The organism is Streptomyces bohaiensis (assembly GCF_012033785.1).
Lineage (GTDB): Bacteria > Actinomycetota > Actinomycetes > Streptomycetales > Streptomycetaceae > Streptomyces > Streptomyces bohaiensis.
In genome coordinates, this window is the sequence record NZ_JAAVJC010000405.1 from 1 (window position 1) to 3,070 (window position 3,070).

Annotated in this window: 3 protein-coding genes; 1 reads left to right on the forward strand and 2 read right to left on the reverse strand. The window is 77.1% G+C overall.

The annotated features are described in order from the left end of the window. The first annotated feature begins 213 nt into the window (after nt 1–213). Nucleotides 214–726 carry a GNAT family N-acetyltransferase gene (locus HCN52_RS23270; protein ID WP_168090403.1) on the forward strand — a complete coding sequence of 171 codons (513 nt, stop codon included), beginning with the start codon at nt 214–216 and terminating at the stop codon, nt 724–726. A gap of 19 nt (nt 727–745) precedes the next feature. Here the strand turns inward: HCN52_RS23270 and HCN52_RS23275 are convergent, their stop codons facing one another. Further along, entirely contained in the window at nt 746–1,582 is an 837-nt protein-coding gene (locus HCN52_RS23275) for a TrmH family RNA methyltransferase (RefSeq protein WP_168090404.1), read from the reverse strand. Next, nucleotides 1,579–2,946: a uroporphyrinogen-III C-methyltransferase gene (gene cobA, locus HCN52_RS23280; protein WP_168090405.1), complete on the reverse strand. Its 1,368-nt coding sequence runs from the start codon at nt 2,944–2,946 to the stop codon at nt 1,579–1,581. Before cobA ends, HCN52_RS23275 begins: the two co-directional genes overlap by 4 nt. Between the last annotated feature and the right edge of the window lie 124 nt (nt 2,947–3,070).

Here is a 3,070-nt window from a genome sequence, read left to right on the forward strand (position 1 = left end):
GGCCGGCCGCGCGCCCCGGAGCGGACCCGGCCGGCGGCCGGCAGCCGCAGGCGGTGGGACACGCGGCTGCTGCGGCAGCGGGTGGTGGTGTTCGTGACGGTGACCTTCCTGGTCGCCCTCGGTATCGCGGCGGCGCAGGGCCAGAGCCCGTTGTGACGCAGGACGCCCCACGGCACCCACCGTGCCGACCGGGACGGGTGAGACGATGCGTCCATGCTGATCAGGGAAGCGACCGACCGGGACTGGTCGGCGATTTGGCCGTTCTTCCAGCGGATCGTGGCGGCCGGTGACACCTTCTGCTATGACACCGGCACCACCGAGCAGCAGGGACGCGCGCTGTGGATGCTGCCGCCGCCCGCCCGGCTGACGGTGGCCGTCGACGGCGACGGCACGGTGCTGGGCAGTGCCAAGATGTACCCGAACCAGGGCGGCAACGGCGCGCACGTCGCGAGCGCCAGTTACATGGTCGACCCGGGGGCCGGAGGCCGCGGCGCGGGACGGGCGCTGGTGGAGGAGAGCCTGGTGTGGGCGCGGCGGGCCGGGTACCGCGCGATGCAGTACAACGCGGTGGTCGAGACCAACGTCCACGCCGTGCGGCTCTACCGCTCCCTGGGCTTCTCCGTGGTGGGCACCGTGCCCGAGGCGTTCCGGCACCCGGCGCAGGGCTACGTCGGGCTCCACGTGATGCGCGCCCCGCTCACCACCGACGGCGCCGGCGCGGGCTGAACCGGTTCCTCGACGGTGGTCAGGGCCGCGTCGCGTAGAAGGCCACGGCGGACGCGGCGGCCACGTTGAGGGAGTCGACCCCGGCGGCCATCGGGATCCGCACCCGCAGGTCGCTGCGGCGCAGTGCCGGCGCCGACAGCCCCTCCCCCTCGGTGCCCAGCAGCAGGGCCAGCCTCGCGGGCCGCCGGGCAGCCAGGTCGTCGAGGGTGACGGAGTCGTCGGCCAGGCAGAGGGCCGCCGTCGTGTATCCGTGGTCGCCCAGCAGCGCCAGGTCGTCGGGGTAGGAGGTGAACCGGGTCCACGGGACCTGGAGCACCGCTCCCATCGACACCTTCACCGCGCGGCGGTACAGCGGGTCGGCGCAGCGCGGCGAGAGCAGCACGGCGTCGACGCCGAGGGCGGCGGCGTTGCGGAACGCGGCGCCCACGTTGGCGTGGTCGACGATGTCCTCCAGGACCGCCACCCGGCGCGGCGCGTCCTCGGCCGAGTCGGCCAGCAGCTCCGCCGGGGCGGGGAGCGCGGGGCGGTGCAGCGCGGCGAGCGCGCCCCGGTGGACGTGGTAGCCGGTCACCTCGCGGGCGATCTCGGGTTCCACGACGTAGACCGGTGCCTCCAACCGCTCCCAGAGCTCCCGCAGCTGCTCCGCCCACCGCGGCGTCAACAGCAGCGAGCGGGCGCGGTGGCCGGCCAGCAGGGCGCGGCGGATGACTTTCTCGCCCTCCGCCATGAACAAGCCCTCGGCGGGTTCGCGTCGGCTGCGGAGCGCCACGTCCGTGAGATCGGTGTAGTCGGCGAGCCGGGGGTCGGCCGGGTCCGTGACGGGGACGGGGGCGCGGCGGGGGTCGGGGGCGGTCATGCAACGCCCCCGTCGCTCGCCGGGCCGGTCGGGTCCCCGCCGGCGGCGTCGGCGGGCTCCGTGGCGCCGGCGGTGGCCTCGGAGCCGTCCGCCGTGCTGCCGCCGGAGGGCCGCCCGGCGAGCGCGGTGAGTGTCGCCGCCTCCGCCGCCGCGACCACCTCGCCCACGACGACGACCGCAGGCGGTCGCAGCCCGTGGGCGGCGATCGCCGTGCCCAGACCGGCCAGCGTGGCGTCCACCCGGCGCTGGGCGGCAGTGGTGCCCTCCTGGATGACGGAGACCGGGGTCCCGGCGGCGCGGCCGTGCCGGATCAGTACCTCGGCGATCGCACCGGCCCGCTCCACGGCCATCAGCAGCACGAGGGTGCCGCGCAGCCGCGCGAGCGCGGGCCAGTCCACCAGGGACCGGGGGTCGTCGGGGGCGAGGTGACCGCTGACGACCGTGAACTCGTGGGCGACGCCGCGGTGGGTGACGGGGATGCCGGCGGCGGCCGGCACGCTGACCGCCGAGGTGATCCCGGGGACGACGGTGACCGGGAAGCCGGCGCGCGCCACCGCGTTGGCCTCCTCCATGCCCCGTCCGAAGACGTAGGGGTCCCCGCCCTTGAGGCGGACCACGTTGCGCCCGGCGCGCGCGTGCTCGACCAGCGCCTCGTTGATCGCCTCCTGGGCCATGGCCCGGCCGTAGGGGATCTTCGCCGCGTCCACCACCTCGGTGTGCGCGGGGAGTTCCTCCAGCAGGTCGCGCGGTCCCAGCCGGTCGGCGATCACCACGTCCGCCTCGGCCAGCAGTCGGCGGCCGCGCACCGTGATCAGGTCGGGGTCGCCGGGCCCGCCGCCCACGATGGCGACGCCGGGGGTGCGGGCCCGGTGGCGCGGGGCCGTCAGGGAGCCGTCGCGCAGCCCTTCGACGACGGCGTCCCGGACGGCGGCGGAGCGGCGCGGGTCCCGTCCGGTGAGGACGGCGACGGTCACCCCGTCGGTGCGGCCCGTGGCCGGCGTCCACGCGGTCGCCGCGGCGGCGTCGTCGCTGCGGACGCACCAGACGCGGCGCTCCTCCGCCTCGGCGGAGGCCGCCCGGTTGACCTCCGGGTCGTCGGTGGCGATCAGCGCGTACCACGCACCGTCCAGGTCGCCGTGCCGGTAGCCGCGCTGCTCCCAGCGGATCTCCCCCGCGGTGGCCATGGCCTCCACCGTGGGGGTGGCCGCGGGCGAGACGAGCAGCACGTCCGCGCCGGCCGCGACGAGCGCGGGGAGGCGGCGCCGGGCGACGGCCCCGCCGCCGAGCACCAGGACGCGGCGGCCCGCCAGCCGCAGTCCGACGGGGTAGGCGGGCGGGCCCGGCGGGGGTGTGGAGGGGGACACGGTGCGGCTGCCTCTCTGACGCGTGCTCACGGGGGCGGCGGCAGACGGCACGCCGCCCTCACCCTAGTCGCCGCGACGAGGCGGCCCGCGGCGCGGGCCCGCTGCCACTCGGCGAGGGAGGCAG

What these genes read in the sequence shown, in the direction of transcription:
- HCN52_RS23270 (WP_168090403.1), top strand. Translation starts at nt 214, where the DNA reads ATGCTGATCAGGGAAGCGACCGACCGGGACTGGTCGGCGATTTGGCCG.
- HCN52_RS23275 (WP_168090404.1), bottom strand. Translation starts at nt 1,582, where the DNA reads ATGACCGCCCCCGACCCCCGCCGCGCCCCCGTCCCCGTCACGGACCCG.